We start from the raw sequence: 1,290 nt of genomic DNA on the forward strand, positions 1-1,290 counted from the left end.
GAATCTGCATCGACGAGTGCATCTCTGAGTGTAAGCAAATCTGCATCGACGAGTGCATCACTGAGTGTCAGCGAGTCCGCTTCCACGAGTGCATCTCTTAGTGCCAGTGAGTCAACTTCAACCAGTGCATCTCTGAGTGCCAGCGAGTCAGCATCAACGAGTGCATCTTTGAGTGCCAGCGAGTCGACTTCCACTAGTGCATCGCTGAGCGCAAGCGAGTCCGCCTCGACAAGTGCATCTCTGAGTGCGAGCGAATCGGCTTCCACTAGTGCATCGCTGAGTGCGAGTGAATCAACTTCAATAAGTGCATCACTGAGTGCCAGTGAGTCTGCTTCAACGAGTGCATCTCAAAGTGCGAGCGAATCAGTTTCCACTAGTGCATCGCTGAGTGTGAGTGAATCAACTTCGACGAGTGCTTCTCTGAGTGCGAGTGAATCAACTTCAATAAGTGCATCCTTGAGTGCAAGTGAGTCTGCATCAAGCAGCGCATCACAGAGTGCTAGTGAATCGGTATCAACTAGTGCATCTCTGAGTGCAAGTGAATCAGCATCCACTAGTGCTTCTCAAAGTGTCAGCGAATCGACATCAACGAGTGCTTCTCTGAGTGCAAGCGAGTCAGCTTCTACAAGTGCATCACTGAGTGCAAGTGAATCAACATCGACAAGCGCTTCTCTGAGTGCGAGCGAGTCAACTTCAACGAGTGCATCGCTGAGTGCGAGTGAATCCGCATCAACGAGTGTATCTCAAAGCGCAAGCGAATCTGCATCAACGAGTGCATCCTTGAGTGCAAGCGAATCAGCTTCTACAAGTGCATCACTGAGTGCAAGTGAGTCCGCTTCGACGAGTTCATCACTGAGTGCGAGCGAATCAGCCTCAACCAGTGCATCTCAAAGTGCAAGTGAATCTCAAAGTGTGAGTGAATCAGCCTCCACGAGTGCTTCTCTAAGTGCCAGTGAATCAACTTCGACTAGTGCATCACAAAGTGTAAGTGAGTCAACTTCAACGAGCGCATCGCTGAGTGCAAGTGAGTCCACTTCAACGAGTGCATCCTTGAGCGCAAGCGAATCCACTTCGACGAGTGCATCACAAAGTGCAAGTGAGTCAGCTTCCACTAGCGCATCGCTGAGTGCCAGCGAATCCACTTCAACTAGTGCATCCCTGAGTGCCAGCGAGTCCACTTCAACGAGCGCATCACTGAGTACGAGCGAATCAACTTCGACTAGCGTTTCACTGAGTGTCAGTGAATCAGTTTCAACGAGTGCATCACTGAGTGCGAGCGAGTCAGCTTCC

The 1,290-nt window shown here is 50.6% G+C and carries 3 protein-coding genes; all 3 read right to left on the minus strand.

Going from position 1 to position 1,290, the window contains the following annotated elements; translation table 11 throughout:
- A partial coding sequence (locus tag FC47_RS10825; RefSeq protein ID WP_420896571.1) for a hypothetical protein occupies window positions 1–266 on the minus strand: 266 nt, incomplete at its 3' end.
- 81 nt (window positions 267–347) lie between these two features.
- Window positions 348–554, minus strand: coding sequence for a hypothetical protein (locus FC47_RS10830; protein WP_202812963.1), 207 nt, complete (start codon window positions 552–554; stop codon window positions 348–350).
- Between the two features lie 351 nt (window positions 555–905).
- Window positions 906–1,290, minus strand: a 385-nt coding sequence (locus FC47_RS10835) for a hypothetical protein (protein WP_420896572.1), incomplete at its 5' end; no start/stop codon positions are given.

The sequence above is a fragment of the Limosilactobacillus mucosae DSM 13345 genome (assembly GCF_001436025.1).
GTDB classification, from domain to species: Bacteria; Bacillota; Bacilli; order Lactobacillales; family Lactobacillaceae; genus Limosilactobacillus; species Limosilactobacillus mucosae.